Source organism: Olivibacter sp. SA151 (assembly GCF_054130995.1).
In genome coordinates this window covers 2,124,710-2,142,833 of the sequence record NZ_CP096391.1, presented here as the reverse complement: position 1 = coordinate 2,142,833, position 18,124 = coordinate 2,124,710, and the positions used below count along the sequence as shown (strand labels likewise).

Annotated in this window: 12 protein-coding genes; 5 read left to right on the top strand and 7 right to left on the bottom strand. The window is 41.7% G+C overall.

The features are described 5' to 3' along the window. Positions 1-8: 8 nt before the first annotated feature. The 6 genes from metI to M1D52_RS08690 form a co-directional block, all read right to left on the bottom strand. Positions 9-665, bottom strand: a complete 657-nt coding sequence (gene metI, locus M1D52_RS08715; RefSeq protein WP_013667765.1) for a methionine ABC transporter permease MetI — start codon at positions 663-665, stop codon at positions 9-11. Further along, positions 658-1,692, bottom strand: coding sequence for a methionine ABC transporter ATP-binding protein (locus M1D52_RS08710; protein ID WP_437392228.1), 1,035 nt, complete (start codon positions 1,690-1,692; stop codon positions 658-660). Before M1D52_RS08710 ends, metI begins: the two co-directional genes overlap by 8 nt. Before the next feature lie 137 nt (positions 1,693-1,829). Further along, complete coding sequence (locus tag M1D52_RS08705) at positions 1,830-4,268, bottom strand: serine hydrolase (protein ID WP_437392227.1); 2,439 nt, start codon at positions 4,266-4,268, stop codon at positions 1,830-1,832. Further along, positions 4,265-6,370 carry a S9 family peptidase gene (locus M1D52_RS08700; protein ID WP_437392226.1) on the bottom strand — a complete coding sequence of 702 codons (2,106 nt, stop codon included), beginning with the start codon at positions 6,368-6,370 and terminating at the stop codon, positions 4,265-4,267. The genes M1D52_RS08705 and M1D52_RS08700 overlap by 4 nt, the downstream gene beginning before the upstream one ends. A gap of 31 nt (positions 6,371-6,401) precedes the next feature. Further along, positions 6,402-7,814: a SusD/RagB family nutrient-binding outer membrane lipoprotein gene (locus M1D52_RS08695; RefSeq protein WP_130858445.1), complete on the bottom strand. Its 1,413-nt coding sequence runs from the start codon at positions 7,812-7,814 to the stop codon at positions 6,402-6,404. A 10-nt stretch (positions 7,815-7,824) separates the two neighbouring features. Then, positions 7,825-10,977 (bottom strand): SusC/RagA family TonB-linked outer membrane protein, encoded by a 3,153-nt coding sequence (locus M1D52_RS08690; protein ID WP_437364013.1) that lies wholly within the window; start codon positions 10,975-10,977, stop codon positions 7,825-7,827. A gap of 281 nt (positions 10,978-11,258) precedes the next feature. Between M1D52_RS08690 and M1D52_RS08685 the strand changes: the two genes are divergently transcribed. Beyond that, entirely contained in the window at positions 11,259-12,884 is a 1,626-nt protein-coding gene (locus tag M1D52_RS08685) for a dihydroxyacetone kinase subunit DhaK (RefSeq protein WP_437392225.1), read from the top strand. A gap of 70 nt (positions 12,885-12,954) precedes the next feature. Next, on the top strand, positions 12,955-13,197 hold the full coding sequence (locus M1D52_RS08680) for a hypothetical protein (RefSeq protein WP_013667772.1): 243 nt from the start codon (positions 12,955-12,957) through the stop codon (positions 13,195-13,197). A 32-nt stretch (positions 13,198-13,229) separates the two neighbouring features. Here the strand turns inward: M1D52_RS08680 and M1D52_RS08675 are convergent, their stop codons facing one another. Further along, positions 13,230-13,931 (bottom strand): hypothetical protein, encoded by a 702-nt coding sequence (locus M1D52_RS08675; protein ID WP_013667773.1) that lies wholly within the window; start codon positions 13,929-13,931, stop codon positions 13,230-13,232. 367 nt (positions 13,932-14,298) lie between these two features. On the opposite strand from M1D52_RS08675, the gene M1D52_RS08670 reads away from it, so the two are divergent. From M1D52_RS08670 to M1D52_RS08660, 3 genes are all read left to right on the top strand, one after another. Continuing rightward, positions 14,299-15,576, top strand: a complete 1,278-nt coding sequence (locus M1D52_RS08670) for an NAD(P)/FAD-dependent oxidoreductase (protein ID WP_013667774.1) — start codon at positions 14,299-14,301, stop codon at positions 15,574-15,576. Positions 15,577-15,700: 124 nt separating this feature from the next. Beyond that, complete coding sequence (locus M1D52_RS08665) at positions 15,701-17,671, top strand: M1 family metallopeptidase (protein ID WP_437392224.1); 1,971 nt, start codon at positions 15,701-15,703, stop codon at positions 17,669-17,671. Between the two features lie 11 nt (positions 17,672-17,682). Beyond that, positions 17,683-18,108, top strand: coding sequence for an acyl-CoA thioesterase (locus tag M1D52_RS08660; protein ID WP_437392223.1), 426 nt, complete (start codon positions 17,683-17,685; stop codon positions 18,106-18,108). Positions 18,109-18,124: the final 16 nt, after the last annotated feature.

Here is an 18,124-nt window from a genome sequence, read left to right as displayed (position 1 = left end):
TTCTTCAATTATTTTCTATGATCTACCTTCTTTGAAATAAAATCGCCTAGAAACTGAATAAGGAATACCAGCGCAACGAGCAATAGAAGCACAACATTCATTACTACGGCATCGTAGCCTACATAGCCATATTGGTAACCGATATGCCCCAATCCCCCAGCCCCCACAGCCCCACCCATAGCTGAATAACCAACTAAGGTAATAAGCGTTATGCTTGCACTGTTTATAATGGCGGGAAGGGCTTCGGGTAATAATACTTTACGAACAACCTGAATAGGCTTAGCTCCCATGGCTCTTGCTGCTTCAACCAGTCCGTGCGGCACTTCCAACAAGCAGTTCTCAATCATTCTGGCAATAAAGGGCGCAGCACCGATACTTAAGGGCACTAGGGCGGCCCCAACTCCGATGGATGTACCTACTACCAAACGGGTGAAAGGAATCATCCAAACGATAAGAATAATAAAAGGAATCGAACGAAAGACGTTTACAATTACCGCGATAACTCTATTTAACTTTCTGTTAGCCAACATCTGTTCTTCGCGTGTCATAAACAATAAAACACCTGTCGGCAAACCCAAACAGAAACCAAAAAAACCCGATACAAAGGTCATAACGATTGTTTCCCAGGTTCCTTTTAATAGCATCAGCAGCATTGCGTCAGACATAACCTATGACCTCCACCTCTAATTTTTTGTCTTTAAAATAATTAATCACATTTGTTATCGCATCGATACTACCACTGATTTTCAATAACATAACACCGACTTGCATATCTCCTAGCGTATCCATTTTCGCATTCAATACTTCATAATCAATGCCAAATAACTTGACAATGGAAGAAAGCAAAGGCTGATCAGTGCTAGCTCCATTAAAACGCACTTTTAACAATAAATCCTTGCCGTTATCTTCAGAAACCTGTACTAAACGATTCAGATACTCGTGTGCGATATCTACGTGAAGGGAAGAATTTATAAATTGCTGCGTTAAATCAGTCTTTGCATTTGAAAATATTTCCCGTACACTGCCCCGCTCTATTACTCTCCCTTCCGATAAAACAGCAACATCATCACAAATTGCCTTCACTACATCCATTTCATGGGTGATTAGGACAATCGTTATATTTAATCGTTTATTGATATCTTTTAACAAGTTTAAAATGGATCGAGTTGTCGCCGGATCGAGCGCACTGGTTGCTTCATCGCAAAGCAAAACAGCAGGATCGCTCGCTAATGCTCTGGCTATGGCTACACGCTGTTTTTGCCCACCCGATAAGCTAGCGGGATAATCGTCACTTTTACTCTCCAAACCAACTAAATCCAACAGTTCTTTAACTTTTAATTGAATATGTTCTTTTGATGTGTCAATTAATTCAAGGGGAAAAGCGATATTTTCGAAAACTGTTCGCGAGGACAATAAATTAAAATGCTGAAATATCATACCGATCTTTCTTCTGACATCGATGAGTTTACCTGGTGACAATGTCATAAGATCCACATCATTAATCAGCACTTGACCTTGGGTAGGTCTTTCAAGTAAATTAATACATCTTATGAGCGTGCTTTTCCCAGCACCCGATGAACCAATAATTCCATATATACGACCTCCCGGAATTTTCAAGTTGACCTCGGTAAGCGCCTTAATATCGATGTTTTTCTTCCGAAAAACTTTGCTTATATCCTTTAGTTCAATCATATATTTACCGTCCGTAAAGCCGACGATGTCCTGATGTATTATTGATATATCAAAACCAAATTACAGCCTCAACAAGAATAGAGAGGCAAAGGTAGAATAAAAGTTAAAAATCTACAACTCTAATAGACTATTAAGGTTTATTCGGTTGTATCCTTATTACATACATAATGATAAAAAACACCTGATATCTCAGCCAGGTATTGTTGCGCCAACTTTTCATCGACTCCCATAGAAAGTAATATGAGTACATATTTCCTTCCGTCCGGTAAAAAAACGATACCTGAATCATGGCACACCTTGTTGATTGAGCCGGTTTTATTAGCCACTTTGACGTCCGCTGGCAACTCTGCAGGGATTATGCCTCGAAAATGCTGCTTCATCAGTATATCGAGCATTTGTTCGCTCGATCTGCTGTTAATCATTTCGCCTCTTGCCAGTTGTACGAACAAGAGTGATAGATCATAGGCGCTTACCATATTGTTCATTCCATGTGCAAAGGCTTTACTATCTTCCACACCTCGAAGAATTTTCATTTCCTTCGCTCCTAAACGTTCCATTGTCTTCATCACATTCTTTGCCCCCACTAGATCTATTACAATGTTAGTCGCAAGGTTACTACTCTGTGTTATCATTCGCAAAAGCAAATCGGCAAGCGTCGCCTTCTTTCCTATTAATGAATAAAGTCCTTGTTCACTGTCGTCCCGTGCGTCAATTGCATAACTACTACCATCATAAATGCTTTTGAATTCGTTATAAACTTCAACAGAGTCCGACAGCACTAACTTACCGCGTTCTATTTGCCTAAATGTCTCCGCCAATACAGGTGTCTTCATTGTACTGGCAGCATGAAACAATTGGTGTTCATTATAGAAAAAGGTATCGTTATCCGATAAATCTTTAAATGCTATCGCGAAAGTTCCGGGATTTCCTTTTTGAAGAACTTTCTCTATTTTTCTCTTTAACATTAAGGTATCATTTATGGCGTTTTTATCAGGTTTGAGAATTACCGACTCCCAGTCGTTATCTGCATCAGTAAAGGTCGATATGAAGTTCGCCTCACGGATTGATTTGTCGGGATTCAAAGAAAAGGATAACATGGGCGCTGAACTTCGATCCCGGTTGTCAAAAGCTAGATTAAAGATATCTCCATGAAAGTGCCGTAACGATGCATTTAATTGCGGTGAATTTAAGAATTGTATTTTTAACGAATCATGTTCGGCTTTAATACGAACCTTTCCCAATAACTTATTGGTATATACACCGGTATAGGCTTCTAAAGGTAAACTTAACTTTAACGTGGAGTCGGGACGCAGCTGTTTCTCTATAGAATCTTGTTTAATGCTCGCGTTATCTGCTTCTTTTTTATAGCCGGCGATCCAATCAAAGGACTGTGTTTGTAAATAATAATCTAGCAAGTGATTAATGATGGACCAATAGGCTCCCGACGATAATTGATTAGTCAATACAACAATGCCCAAACGTTTCTGTGGTACCATTGCGATTTGTGAAACAAAACCCGTCAAAAGTCCACCATGCCCGATTACCTCATACCCTCTATAGTCGTATTTTCTGAAACCTAAAGCGTATCCATAGAAATTTTTCTGTGCAGGCTGAAGCCAAGCAGGCTCCTTCGATATCGGCATAGGTCTTACGATCTTCCAAAGCTCCTGCGTCGCGTTCGATGCAAACAAGCGTCCTCCGTTTAATGTTAATCCCGAGTCCAATTGCGCGGCTACCCATTTCGTCATATCAACGGCACAGGATGCTATCCCTCCCGCCGGGTTTCCTGCATCGCCAATATTCTGATCAAAAAAACTGGCAACTACCTTCAATTGGCCTTTTCGTTTCACATGTGCATAAGCAACGTTTTTTTGCTGTTTAAGCATGGAAAACCGGCTTATGCTGTGTTGCATACCTACAACATCGAAAATTCTCTTTTTAATAAAATCTTCCCAAGTTATACCCGACACCTTTTCAATCACTTCACCAGCTGCTATATAGAGAATATTATCATAGGCATATACAGACCGAAAGTCATGTTGAAGGGGTACGTCCGCCAACTTCCGTAATAATTCTTGTCGACTAAAGGTAGAGGGTGGAAACAACAACAAATCATTGGCATATGCGGGTAATCCGCTGTGGTGCACCAATAGATCACGTATCGTTAAATGACTTGTAACATAAGCATCATTCAGTTGAAACCAGGGCAAGTACTTGATTAATCGATCTTCCCATTTTAACTTTCCCTCCTCTACCAATAAGGCTAGAGCCGTTGCCGTAAAGGCTTTACTATTGGAAGCAATACTAAAAAGTGTTTCTTCTGTCACAGGTGCGGCTTCGCCTAACCTCCTCACACCGTAGCCTTTAGTCAGTATGATTTTTCCATCTTTTACAATACCGACGCTTAGCCCCGGTACATCAAAAGTCTTCAGCACCTGATGCACATAGTTGTCAAAGCCTTGGGGTAGAGATAAATCCTGCGCAAGTACCAAGCTGGCCGGAAGCAAGAAACAAAGGAAACTATAAATGAATACCTGTAATCTCAGATACTGAATCTTAAAAATAAAAATTTTCACTTCTCTGTTTTTATTAACGTTTTTTCAAAAAAATCAGCGACTGCGCGGTCAACTTTTAATTGGTTATGATAGCGCATCCAATGATGTGTCTCGTCAGGAATCATAATCGTTTCCAAGTGAATCGATTTCCTCTTTAAACGCTCAATTAAATCAATACTTTGGTGAAAGTCGACATTGCCATCGTCATCACCGTGTATAATTAATGTAGGCGATTTCCAATGATCAACCCACGAAACGGGTGATGACTCCTTAGTTAACTGCATAGCTAGATCCAAGTCAGGCGCCGGTTCAGTCGCACGGAGGTTAATCCGTTCCATGTAATTATGTACACCATGAATATCGACACCTGCCGCAAAAAGGTCTGCATTTTTGCCGAGGGCCAAGGCAGTAAGGTATCCACCATAAGAACCTCCATAGACGCCTATGCGTTGTGCATCTACATCTTTGCGCTTTGCAAGCCATTCACCGGCCGATTGGATGTCTTGATATTCCGATGCGCCAAATCGTCCTGCATTAGCCGGTTTGTGAAACTCGAAACCATAACCGATACCCAGACGGTAATTAACTGCCAATACAACGAAACCCTTGCTCACCAAGTATTGATTCAAGGCATAAGTGTTGGCATAATAATCACCATAGTGCCATCCTGCTAGCATTTGTCGTTGCGGACCGCCGTGAATGAACAGGATGGCCGGATGCCGTTTAACTTTATTCTTAGGCTCAAACAGTTGCCCGTATACGGTTTTTCCATCTATCGATTTCCAACTTACCGACTTTGGCTTTATTAAGGAAGCATCACGAAGTGATTGGGGGATTAACTTTTCTCCAATGAGCTTTACGGAGGCATTGACTTGAAATGGCATCACTGCCGGTATTGGAGCTAGTTGTTCGGTTGATTTAACAAATACTACGTGCCCGCCATCTCCCGTAAGCTGTGGAAAAGCCTCAATCCCTGTTCCTTTTGTTAACGCTTCCATTTGACTGTGACTAACGGACACTCGATACAGGTGACGTCGGTCGATATCATCGTTATTTTCACCTGTATTAGCACTGAATAGCAGCCACTTTCTATCAGCACTTAAATGTACGTGCTCCACCATAAAGTTCCCTGGTGTAAGCAATGAGGCTTCGCCACCTGCTGATGAAATGCTATATAAATGTGGCCAGCCGTCATGATAAGATAAAAACACAATACGTTCTTTATCCGCCCAATGCAAATTAAAACCTCCATCTGTAGTTGGAACTGAACCACTTAGGCTATGGGGAGAAGACCATATTTTCGTACTGCGACCATCATCCAAATCGCAGCGCCAAATCGTCCAAGGCCTCGCTTTTTGTACCGTTAACGAGTCTGAGGCACCACCAATGGCTGCTGTCCTTACGAAAACAACCGCAGTGCCATCAGGCGCCCATCGAGGGGATAAATCCCGACTAAAATCCGGTGCTAACCATTGAATGGGTGTTTTTATATCATGAAATACGCCAATGAGTGAATGATCATCCCGATCGGAGACAAAAACAACTTTAGAACCATCCGGCGAAAATTGGGCCCCGCCATTTTTACCACGAGCAAAGAATAAAGGCTTCGCTTCTTGCCCACCATTAATGGGAACCGTCCAAAGCTGTCCATCTTGCTCAAATAAAACCTCCTTGCTATCCGGTGCAATGACGGGATAATCTCCTTCTCCTAAACATATTGCATTTCCGCCTTCAAAGGGTATGCTCCAAACTTCTACTTTTGGCTTAATAGGGAGAGATGAAGGATTTCTTGGCTCGCTCTCGTCAAAGGCACCATGATCACCGCCTTTTACATAAACTACCCATCTCCCATCGTTCGAAATTTTAAGACCACTCAGTTCTTGCCCATCGTCTGCTAAGAAGTTGGTTAACCGACGCAATTCAAAAGTTGGTCCTTCGGCAACCCATATGTTTCGCTTCCCTTGCTCATTGATTGCCAACCCTATTTTACTTCCCGTACCACCCGTTACTAAGGAAGAAGGAAAGGGATAGGATGTAAGTGTTTCTAAACTCAATTCCTGCGACTTACAAAAGAAGCAACCAATAACAAAAAGACAACCAAGAATATTCTTTTTAAGGTGCATATTTTATTGTTCTAAAACTAAGCGATAGCTATTAAGGTTGATCCCACCAAAGTGGGGTATCTAAGGGCTCATCTGCCGGCACATTACTACTATTTCGGCCACGTTCATCAGCGGGATAAGCAACTCGTCTAATAAAATTATTTAGATAAGCGTTCAATGGCAACCTAAAATCTTTATATTGATAGTCATTTCTTCGCATATCATTCCAAGCTTCGGGATTCAAATAGGTAACAACGTATTTTTCTTTGAAGATCAGTTCCAAACTTAGGTTAGCTGCTCCAACTGCTACCGTTCTATTTTGCAGGTACGCATCCCTATCAGAAACAGCCACGCCCAGTTTGTCCATATGGGCTTGGATGCCTGCTAAATAAGCCTCGTAAGCACGATTATTGTTTCCAACACGTAATGCAGCCTCTGCTTCAACAAATTTAAGTTCTGCGTAAGTCATAATAACCAACGGAGCTGCTTCTGCGGTAAGAGGTGAATTGGTACTGATATAACATTCATCGTGGACTGTATTCGGACCTCCAACATTGCCCTGACCATTGCGAGTTCCAACGTAGTTGCCATTAATAGTCTTATCAGTAATTTTAGCGATGCGCGGATCTTCGAAACCATAGGTAGCCCCATTCAGATGATTAACAAAATTATCTGATAACCAACCACCTAATAGATTATTAGCATTATTTCTAGCAATCTGCGCCCATGGATTTATACCTAGAAAAGTATTCATGCTAGACTCGTCATCCGTTGATTGATAAGAGCTATCCAATGCGGCGAGAACAGCCGTTGGATCATAGCTCGACTTTTTGGACAGCTTATTCAGCAAGCGTGCTCTCAACCCGTAGGCAGTTTTAATCCATGCGCTTACATCTCCGTGGTGCATTAAATCCGAGGTTTCATCCAATTCGCTTGTAACGCCGGTTTTTCGTAGGTCTGCTATTCCTCGGTCAATCAGTTGAAGGGACTCGCTGTACAGTGCATCCTCACTGTCATAAGCCGGCGTTAATATATCATTAGCATAAAAGGCTTGTGAGAAGGGAGCTCTTCCCCAAACATCGGCTACCAAACCTAGCTGATAAGCCATCAATATTCTACCTGCTCCTGCATGGTGAAACGCATCTGTTGAATCGGCCTTTTGGATCATATCATATAGATCGGCCATTGCGTAATAAACGTCATTCCATTCTTCTGAATCATCCGTTACTTGATAGGTGTCAGCTGCCCCACTAGCTGAGGGATTTGCCAGATATTGCGTATAATAGCTTGTAATCAGACCAAACTGTTGCATATTCAACGCTGCTTTTTGCGTCGCTGTTGTCAACATGGCATTGATTGGTGGATCTTGCACCAAATTGGGATTTTCGTTCAGATCAAAATAATCCTTGCAACTTGAACATAAAATAATTCCCAGTAGCGCTATATATATAAATTTTGCCTTCATAATCGTATGTTTAAAAACCAACATTTAAAGTAAACAAAAAGCTTCTAACGGATGGATAAGTCATTCCCGCAAAAGCATCCACATTAGAACCGCTATTTGTTGTTGTACTCTCCGGATCGAAACCCGAGTAATCTGTCCATAAAGCCAAGTTGTTTCCGGTGACCGACAACTGAACGCTTTTTACAAAACTATTTTGCAACCACTTTTGTGGAAATCGATATCCTAACGAAACCGAACGAAGGCGTACCCATGAAGCGTCTTCTACAAAGTTCTCGGATACACCGCGGTGGATGATTCTATAATAGCCATCGCCATAATTAAGTCCCGTGGCAGGGTCAACACCCTGACCGAGCCATACCTCCTTTGTATTTGGTGTGCCGTCTGCCAATACACCCTCAAAAACCATATGGTCATTTCTATTTTCCGTGTACTTGGCCATGCCAAAGGCTGAGTAAAAATTCGCTAATTGATTATATCGCTCCTGACCCACTCGGGCGTCAATAAGAAAGGATAAAGACAGATCTTTATAATTAAAGGTATTGCTCCATCCTCCTAACCAATCCGGCTGCACATTTCCTAACTTCTTCTTATTAGCAACCGCATCCAGTATTGGAAAACCGTTATCCCCTATTAAAAGTGGTCTGTTCGGATCAATTTCATCCGATTGATCCAAACCTTGCGCTATTTCGTCCGGTGTATAATAACGTCTTAATACCCGACCATATAAGTCGCCATAGGCTTCTCCGGGGATCAGCCACATGTATACGTTGGAACTCAAATAACCAAATTCATTTCCCGCCTCTATTTGCGTTAAATCTTCCCGAAGCGATAAAACTTTATTTCTGTTCATTGAAAAATTCAAGCGCGTATCCCAACTGAAATCATCGAACTGAACAGGTCTTGCATTAACAGAGAGCTCTATCCCCTGATTGCGCATACTGCCCGCATTAACCGCGGCGTTCACATAACCGATACTTGAAGATACCGGAATCTTAATAATTTGATCTTTGCTTACAGAATGATAATAATTAAAATCGAAACTTAATCTGTTTTGTAAGAAAGCCATGCTTAAACCGGTTTCCCAGGTGTCTGTAAATTCCGGCTTCAACAGTGGGTCACCTAATAAGTTTGGTCGCGTAAACCCACTATACCCTGTGGGGAGACCGCGGTAGATTGCTAAGCCACGACTGGTTGAATATGGGTCAGCGTCCTTACCGATCCTAGCATAGGAGAAACGGAACTTGGCATTATCAATGCCGTCAGGCAATTTCAGATGATCAGAGAACACATAACTAAGTGTGGCAGATGGATAAAAGAAGGAGTTCCGTGGATTTACCAAGGAGGAAGTGATATCATTTCTACCGGTTAGTGTTAAATATAGATAGTTTTTATAGTTAAAGGAAAGTTCACCAAAAATACCCATGAGCCTGTATTTCTCTTCATAAGTGTCAGCCTGAATTGTTTTGGCGTTTGGTAATGAAAACCAATCATATACACTTAAATTAGATCCCTCTGTATTTTCCCGCCTGATATAACGATCGTATAAATCGTGTCCCAACCGTAAAGTCGCACCGAAATCATCTGAAAACTGGTGATCAGCGCTTGCAATGAAAGTGCTATTGATGGAACGGAAGTTTTGATTATAAACCCGCATGAAACCTAGCCCGGGATTCGCATCGGTTCCGTTTTCTTCCACCAATCGCTCACCCACCAAATCTCTAAACCCTAGGGCCGTGCCCAAACGATTATCACGATAAGTATCTATTCCGGCCCGATAAGAAAGATTTAACCACTCAATTGGTTTATAGGAGAAGTTGACATTTCCTATAAATCGTAAAACGTCATCTTTAAAACGATTGGTTTCGGCTACGTATCGAGGGTTGGTCGTTGTTCCGTAAGAACGCATCGTGCCATTGTCTTCTAAATAGTCATTCACGTCATGACGGGGCGACCAATAAATTAATTGCTCAATGTACCTACCGGCATTACCCCGATAACCACCCGAATTATTAACACTCATGTTGACACCGCCATTGAACTTTTCACTTAATTTAAAGGTCGTATTCAATCGGGCCTGGTAATTCTTGAAATCTGTTGCCGGTAATACCCCTTCTTGATTTAGCTGGGACAAGGAAGATAGGAAAGTAATCTTTTCTGAGCCACCCGACAACGTCAACGTATTTTTAAACTGAGAACCTGTCCTAAACGCATCTTTAACATGATCATATAACCGGGCAGGATGCGTTGGATCAATAGCGCGTGCGTCGGCTACCGTTGGCCCCCAAGACGGCCAGAAAGACGCTGGATCATACTCTCCTTGCCACCCCTGCGTATAGGTGTTTTGCAACTCGGGGAAACGCGCAACGTTTTCAAAACCGGCTGTTCCTTGATAGTCAATTTTCAAACTACCGGACTTACCTGACTTCGTGGTAATGACGACCACGCCATTGGCACCCCGTAAACCGTATAAAGCGGTAGCAGCGCCTCCTCGTAAGATATTAATGGTTTCTATATCATCGGGATTGACGTCAACCGCTCTATTGCTCAATCCTCTACCTTCTGCTCCTTCACCTTGAACGGATGTACTGTTATCCATTAATACGCCATCGATCACAAATAAGGGCTGATTATCCCGTGCAGGATCCAATGAGTTGATACCCCGTATCTGGATCCTTGCTCCCTGCCCGGGTGCTCCACCGGTACTACTGATGGTAACTCCCGCAACCTTACCTTGCAAAGCATTTACCATATTAGGTTGCTTATTATAGTTGAGCTCTTCAGCTGTCACTTTTTGCGCAGTATATCCTAACGAACGCTCATCTCTTCGAATACCTAAAGCAGTCACCACCACTTCGTCTAATCCGGAGGCGATGGGTTTTAAACGGGCATCAACACGTGTTTCAGCGCCGACAGTAAGTTCTAATGGTTCCATGCCTATGTAAGAAAACACAAGGATACTTCCGCGGGCGGCAACTAGCTCATAAATACCCTGTGCGTTGGTTTGTGTTCGCCGTTCGGTGCCCTTGATGGTTACCGTTACACCGGATAAACTTTCTCCCGTGTTTATATCAATAACCCTACCCTGGATGGTCTTTTCTTGTGCATAGGCATAGCTTGAACTCAGCACAAAAAGAAACAACAGAAATTGTCTTAATTTTTTCATATCATTTTGTTTAGTTAATTAGGTGGCAAACAACTTAAATAAACATGAAGTTCAAACTCTTCATACATCGAAAAGCGAACAGCTATAAAAAACTAATCCCTTGATTTAATACGTTTATAATGGTAAGGCCAATTTAAAAAGAAATCTTTGGATTATGCGTTTTTTGTAGTATTTTTTTTCGAAAACGAAAAATAACGCATAAAACTTCTTCAGTTTTACAATCTTACCAATAAATGAACATCTAAGAGAAATTCTTCATTAACTTGCCAAAAAAATCGATCATGAAATTCTTTATCAATAAAGTGGATCAAATCGTAAATGAAGCGATAGACGGACTCTTAACTAATCCTAATTTGGTTAAATTGGATAGTTTCCCAGAAGTACGTGTTGTACTCCGCAAAGATTGGGACAAGTCAAAAGTTGCAGTCATCTCCGGTGGCGGATCCGGGCATGAACCTGCCCACGCCGGCTTTGTAGGAAAAGGGATGCTAACAGCCGCCGTTTGCGGAGACATATTTGCCTCTCCATCCGTTGATGCGGTTTTATCAGCCATCTTAGCTACGGCTGGTTCTAAAGGGTGTCTACTTATTATAAAGAACTATACAGGCGATCGGCTCAATTTCGGCCTAGCTGCGGAACAAGCACGAGCACTTGGTCTTCAGGTCGAGATTGTAACCGTTGATGATGATATTGCACTTGGCACCGATGTAAAAAGAAGAGGTTTGGCGGGGACATTATTCGTTCATAAAATAGCAGGGCATCTAGCCGAGGAAGGCAAATCGCTGCAGGAAATTGTAGAGGCAGCACAGCATGTGATTGATAACACGATATCCATCGGGCTATCGCTTACCGAATGTCAACATTTAGGGCAAGAACCTACCATGCGATTAAATGACAATGAAGTTGAGCTAGGCTTGGGTATACATGGAGAACCTGGAATAGAAGTTATTCCTTACGCACAAGCTGATAAGCTCATGGAGCTGGTGGTCGACAAATTAGCACAGCACTTACCTGAAAAGAACGGAAAATACGCCATGATTTTCAACAATATGGGAAGTGTAAGTCCAATAGAAATGAACTTATTGCTCAATAGTTTTCGTAAAACACATTTGGCCGATAAGGTTGAATATGTTGTTGGCCCGGCGGCACTGATGTCGTCTATTAACATGAGCGGCTTCTCCGTTTCGCTGCTCGCGTTAAATAACGACTTTGAAAGGGCGTTAATAACACCTGTTAATCTCGCTACTTGGCAAATACAAACGTTTTCGAAACCGAACGTTGTACCACACCCGATGCTTCCTAAAACCATTCCGTACGAAGCATCAAGCAATAGTCGTGTACAACAATTTATAGAATGCATTGCTGAACTTTTGATTTTGTCGGAAGCGGAAATCAATAAATTGGATATACAAGTTGGCGATGGGGATGCGGGCTCTACTTTTGCAATTGCCGGACGGCGCTTGTTATCGGCTATTCATGCACTACCTTTAAATGAGCCTGAAAAATTATTGTCAAGTATAGGTCGTATCTTATCAAGGGAAACCGGTGGTTCCAGTGGTGTTCTTTTATCCATCCTATTTACCGCCGCCGGAAATGAATTTTCAACCTTACAAGACATGGGGCAAGCGCTTCTGCAAGGGTTAAAGAAAATGAACGCATACGGCGGGGCTCAAGTAGGTGATCGCACCATGGTGGATGCACTGCAACCCGCTTTTGAAGCATTGGCTCAACAAAAGGATCTTCAGGAAGTAGCGAAGCAAGCTCGAAAAGGTGCCGATGGAACAAAGAATATAACCAAGACCAAATTCGGCCGCTCCGCATATCTGTCCGAGGCTGTATTAAAAAGTGTACCGGACCCGGGCGCAGAAATTGTCGCGCGTATATTTGAACGTATTGCTGCTTTATAAAACAGCGAAGCGCTATCAAAGGATTTATATCGGCGGGGCAATTGTATTTTAATTTAAGTATGTTTGTAGCATGGAGCAAGCATTAACACACGAGTTACTGAATAAATTAAAGGAGGACGGCTTCACCGTCCTTTTCGCGCCCGGACAGCATCATCAGCAATCTTATGTATTTATACCCATCGGAGTGGATGTTGATGAATTCCAACGTTTAACAGCGCTTCCCGATTATCAGCAAGATGCTTTTTTTACGATGGAAGAAGCATTACTTATGGAGGAAAGTGAGTTATTTAAGCATAAAGTAATTACTAGTTAGCGGCACTTTTCTTATTGTTAAATACAGTAACTTTAATCAGCATCAACAAAGACATCTCCCCCAATAAATAACATATTCATAGAAGGCCTTGCCGGACTACCTGAAGCACCTACTGCAAACGAGCGACGTACTTCCCGACCGTCATTATAACGAAGAGTCAACGTATGTTCATCAATAGTATAAGTGCCGGCATTTTTACTTTTTTTCCAGGCAGCGGAGCTCGGTGTACTGATGCCTGAATTGGTTCCTTCTTCGAAGTACTGATTATCTAGAAAGCTAATCTTATTAATGATCAGTGCATGGGTACCGTTGCCATAGTCTCCGCCACTCGTCCGCTTATATACGTTTTTTAATGGTAGGCTCTTATGATATGCATAAGCTGGGAACCAATTTCCTGAGCCTAATTTGTAGTCAACAGTTTTTCCTTTATAATTAGTGAGGTAATAGACACCGTTCTTTAATTGCCACTTGCCCCAAGCTTTCGGCTTTTGCTGTTTGGAAGTACCAATCTCCACTTCATCGAGCGGCTCTTCACCTACCTCAAAATAATCGCCGTTTTTAAATAGCACAAGGGGTTCAAAGGTAATGGACACCGGATAACCGCTAATCGCTCTAAAAAACCAACCTTCAATTGCCAACGGTCCTTGCCTTATATCTTTTTCTTTTTGTTGGCTGTTAGTAATCGGGATGACGCCAATCGTAAAAAAAACAAAAATCAACAATCTCTTTTTCATAAGATATTTCTTTTCAATAGTTCTCATTAACTCCAAGACTGGTTCAAATATAATGAGCTGCCTGAAAAGAAAACATCCTAAAAAACCATGATATTGTTATAGCTATTCTTAGCCACTTATAAAGACACCGTGCGATAAAGCTTGTAGTTTCATGTTTATCCGTAAAAATGTATTCCTTCCTGTTACCTAAATTAGTCATTACAACTTAATAATTACGAATAAGAGCCGATGACGATTCTTTTCTATGCCAAACAATATGTACTTTGTACCAGTTAAATAGGTGACCTGCACGTGCTGGATCAGAAATTCAAAAAATTAACCTAGGATTCAGGACCTGGTATTGTTAAAACAAAAAACAATAACATATATGAAAATAGTAGTTGTTGGCGGTGGATTTGCCGGCATTAATTTCATAAAATCCATCGAATCGGATAAAAGATTCGAAATCACTTTGGTGGATAAAAATAATTATCACTTTTTCCCTCCGCTCCTCTATCAAGTCGCTTCCGCATTTATTGAACCGTCCAATATTAGCTACCCCTTTCGCCGAATGTTTCAGAAAAAAGATAATTTGCGTTTTCACATGGGTAGTTTAATTCAAGTGAATGTATCGGAAAACACAATCGATACAGATACAGGAACTTTATCATATGATTACCTTGTTCTCGCATTAGGTACAGAGACAAACTATTTCGGCATGGAGTCGGTAAAAAACGACTCGCTGCCCATGAAAACAATAGACGAAGCCCTTCATTTACGCAACCATATTCTCTTAAATATGGAGAAAGTAGTCAGAATGCAGGACACCGCTCGGCGAGATGGCTTACTTAATATTGTTGTGGCGGGAGGTGGGCCTACCGGTGTTGAGTTTGCGGGAATGTTGGCTGAATTAGGCGGTTATATAGCGGCAAAAGAATATCCTGAGATCAAAGACTTTAGATCGCATATTTACCTTGTCAATTCCGGGCCTGTATTACTGGGCCCTATGAGTAAAACTGCCCAGCAAGAAGCGGAGAAAGTTTTAACCAAGTTAGGTGTTAATGTGATTTTAAATGCGGCAGTAAAGGATTACCTCAATGGGCGTGTCATCTTGTCGAATGGAAGGACAATTGAGACGGAAGCGCTTATCTGGGCTACGGGAGTTATAGCACGAGAAGTTCCCGGATTACCATCGCAGGTTATAACCCGGGGACGGCGGATTATAGTCGACGCTTTTAATAAAGTAGTAGATACTGCCAATATTTTTGCCATTGGCGATATATGCTATCAAACAACGGACCCCCATTTTCCTGAGGGCCACCCACAGCTTGCTCAAGTGGCTATACAACAGGGAAAATTACTGGCAAAGAATTTATCCCGGGCAGTTAGCGGTCAAGAACAAAAATCTTTTCACTATAACGACAAGGGAAGCATGGCCATCATTTCCAAATACAAAGCAGTAGCTGATCTTCCAAAGTTTTCTTTTAAAGGATTTTTTGCATGGGTGCTTTGGTTATTTATCCATATAATCCCCTTAATAGGGTTTAGAAATAAGATGAAGCTGATATTCAGCTGGATGTGGTCTTTTATTACCAATGATCCTACCTTACGTTTAATATTTCGGCCAGGCTCGCATCAAAAGAAGAGAGATAAAGACGATTTTTAATTGATTTCAGAACGAAACAGCATTTATCTTAAACAAACGTCCGCCAGATTAGCTATTTTTACACTGGCAAATCCCGGACAACAGCAATTTAATAGAATTTTCCATCCTTTACATTCGTTTTTCAATGAAAACCACAAAAATCTTAACGCTTTTTTTCTCATTATTTATAGCGATGGAGTTTAGCGTGATAGACGCCTTTGCTCAATTTTATCCCGAAAAAATCTTTGCACCGGACTTCTATACCTATAAAGGAGACGAATACAGAAGTGCCAGTGGCAAACCTGGCCCTAAATATTGGCAAAATCAGGCAGATTACCGTATACAGGCATCTTTTGACACACTTAACTATAATTTGGAGGGAATAGTGGAAATCCGCTATCAGAATAACAGCCCAGATAAACTAGACCAACTTTGGCTTCAGCTGGACCAAAATAATACCTTGGCTAGTACACGAGGGAATCGAATACAAGCACCGATCGCAGCTGTAGATGCGCGTAAAGGCTATCTAATCAGCTCGGTTAAAATAGAAAGGAACGGGGAATGGGTAGATGCAAGTTATCTAATTGAAGACACCCGCATGCAGATCCGACTGGCAGCTCACCCACTAAAGTCGGGTGAACAACTCAAGCTTTCCATCAAATATGCTTATACTTTACAGGAACAGGGCGGTGGAGGGCGTTCCGGCTATCTAGATACTAAAAACGGTAAGATTTTTGAATTTTCTTATTGGTATCCGCGCTTATGTGTCTATGATGATTATTATGGCTGGAATACGCTACCTTTTATGGGTAGCGGAGAAATGTATCTCGATTATGGAAATATTGATTTTTCGATAACCGCACCCGCCGGTGCCTTGGTCGTTGCTACAGGCGATCTAATCAATAAAGAAGAAGTTTTAACAGAGAAAACATTAGCTCGGCTTGCCAAAGCTCAAGAATCGGACGCAACGGTCATGATACGCTCGGCATCAGAATTAAAAGAAGGCTTAACAAAAAACAAACGTGGCACGGTAACCTGGCATTTTAATATGAAAAATACGCGCGACGTAGCCTGGGCGTTATCCTCTGCTTTTATTTGGGACGCAGCGCGCATTAATCTACCGGATGGTAAAACAGCCTTGGCACAGTCGGTATATCCTATTGAATCTACAACCGACTCGATTGCTTGGCCAAGGTCAACGGAAATGATCAAAGCTTCAGTGGAACACTATTCGAAAAAATGGTTTGCATTTCCATATCCGGTAGCTACCAGCGTCGCTGGGCCTGTTGGCGGCATGGAGTTTCCCGGCATGGCTTTTAATGGTTATCAAGCGAAACCCTATATCATGTATCTTTTGGCATCACACGAAATAGGACATACTTGGTTTCCAATGATCGTAGGATCTAATGAGCGTCGTTATCCTTTTATGGATGAAGGATTCAATACTTTTCTTAATATTTTGGCGCAGGAAGAATTTAATGATGGGGAATTTGCTCCCAAAAGAGACGGTGAGTATGCACCGGGAGGTGGACATCCGGCGGATGAAATTGTTAAAGTGATTGCGGAAAGCGGAGAAGCTAATACGCTAATGACGCCTCCCGACGCCATGGATCGTAAATATGTGCATCCTCTCGCCTATTTCAAATCTGCTTTTGGTTTGGTTTTACTTAGGGATGTCATTCTCGGACCGGAAAGATTCGACTACGCATTCCGACAATATATTCATAATTGGGCTTATAAACATCCACAACCGGCAGACTTCTTCCGTTCGATAGAAAACGGTGCAGGAGAAGACCTATCCTGGTTTTGGAGGGCTTGGTATTATCATAATTGGCAGTTAGATCAAGCCATTAAAGGAGTGAGCTATGTAAATGGAGAACCAAAAAACGGAGTAATTATCACGGTGGAAAACAAACAACAAATGGCTATGCCTATTTTGGCACGCATTAAAGAAAGTAATGGTACAATTCACAATTTCACCGTTCCGGTAGAAATTTGGCAACGGGGAGCTGATGCTACGTTTAATGTGAGCACGCAATCAAAAATAATAAGTGTTGAATTAGATCCCGAGCATAAAATTCCGGACATCGACCGATCAAATAATAGTTGGAAATAAATTAGAGGACAATGGAATTTTTAAATTTAAGGTGGGCAGATCTCGATCCTAATTTTCATTTGAGACATAGTGTTTATTATGACCTTGCAGCCCAGGAAAGAATTGCAATTTTAGATCGTTACGGCATAAATGCTGCTGTTATGATCGATCAACATTTTGGGCCGGTACTATTTAAAGAGGAGTGCGTATTTAAACGGGAAATCCGATTATCTTCCCGTATATATATTGACACAAAACTTCTGAAAATGAAACGCGACGGTTCTTTTTGGGTAATTCAACACAGCTTTATAGCGGAAACGGATACATTACACGCCCTTCTTAAAGTGGAAGGAAGTTGGATGGATACCATCAAACGAAAATTAGCACGTCCTGTCCCTCCAATCGTACTTGAAGGTATGGAAAACTTCCCTAAAACAGCAGATTTTGAATACATCTAAACTTGTAGATGTACGC